This window comes from Streptomyces sp. NPDC016677, from assembly GCF_055562815.1.
This window is the reverse complement of the sequence record NZ_JBVHEO010000052.1, coordinates 1-1,011: the sequence shown is the minus strand read 5'-3', so window position 1 is coordinate 1,011 and position 1,011 is coordinate 1. Positions and strand designations below refer to the sequence as shown.

Here is a 1,011-nt window from a genome sequence, read left to right as displayed (position 1 = left end):
CAGTGTTAATATATTTTTCTCCAAATCGTACACCGCCTTTTGGCTGTATTTTTGAGATGAAATTAAGATCATAACCCTTTTCTCTTAAACTTACTTTCTGTTTTTCTTTTAATCTCATGTTTTCATTCCCCCTAGACTTCTGTATTCATGTTATTTAAACGAATTAAAATGTTCTCTATATTGTCTCTTTCTACAAGCTGTAAATCGTACTGTTTACCGCCTAATCTTGTCATATCTCTAACGCGAAGCTCTAACTCCTTTTGACTTTTTTCGTACACGACAATAAAGAAAGTAAGCTCTGTTAGATTATCCTCGACCCACGTTACTCTTCTTAAATTGTCTACAGCCAGGCGAAGCATTACTTCGTGTCTAATCATTTCTGATTCTGGCACATTGTCAGCCATTAAAACCCTTCGATATTTGTTAATTCGACTCTTCCAAAACATTTGCTGTTTCGATGTTTCAGTAGAATAAGTCATAGAAAGGATTTTAAAAGGCTCTGTGTATACTCTGCATATACTAGTTAGTTGAGAAATCATTCTGTTTAAATCGGAATTGTTCATCGAAACTAAATCATTTGTTTTTACTCATAAATAAGCTTGGTATTCATTCTGTTTATCTATAAGGAAGCCTTCTTTTGTCACTCTTTTATAAGGCATAATATCGATAATCGGTAAGTCATTACTTTTAAAAGAAGAAAACAAAACGTCAAGAATCGTAGTATCTTGACGTTTCTGTTTATTTTCAGCTACTTTCATCACCGTTTTTCCGTCCTTTCCTCTAAACCAAAGTCTTTAATCTCTATAGCATGGTATTTATTCCGGTCCATCTTGAATAGATAGAAGAGAATATTATAGTTGCGATCCGTGGGATGACTGGGAGTTTTCGCGCATAAGAACATCCCGAATGCAGCCGACAATATATAATAAAACATCGTCATTCCTGGTCCGAGTGGTATAACCTTTTTTACATATGTCGCGATCATGAGCATACCTACCACACTGCCTATAC

3 protein-coding genes are annotated in these 1,011 nt (G+C 34.9%); all 3 read right to left on the bottom strand.

From position 1 onward, the window contains the following. Positions 1 to 131: 131 nt before the first annotated feature. Complete coding sequence (locus tag ACZ3IG_RS36245; protein WP_467437498.1) at positions 132 to 479, bottom strand: hypothetical protein; 348 nt, start codon at positions 477 to 479, stop codon at positions 132 to 134. Between the two features lie 108 nt (positions 480 to 587). Then, positions 588 to 761: a hypothetical protein gene (locus ACZ3IG_RS36240; protein WP_467437497.1), complete on the bottom strand. Its 174-nt coding sequence runs from the start codon at positions 759 to 761 to the stop codon at positions 588 to 590. Next, positions 758 to 1,011: hypothetical protein (locus tag ACZ3IG_RS36235; protein ID WP_467437495.1), on the bottom strand; the 254-nt coding region annotated here is incomplete at its 5' end. The genes ACZ3IG_RS36235 and ACZ3IG_RS36240, both read right to left, overlap by 4 nt.

Bases quoted from the DNA above. Each gene is read 5' to 3' on its own strand.
- ACZ3IG_RS36245 (WP_467437498.1), bottom strand. From the start codon at position 479: ATGACTTATTCTACTGAAACATCGAAACAGCAAATGTTTTGGAAGAGT.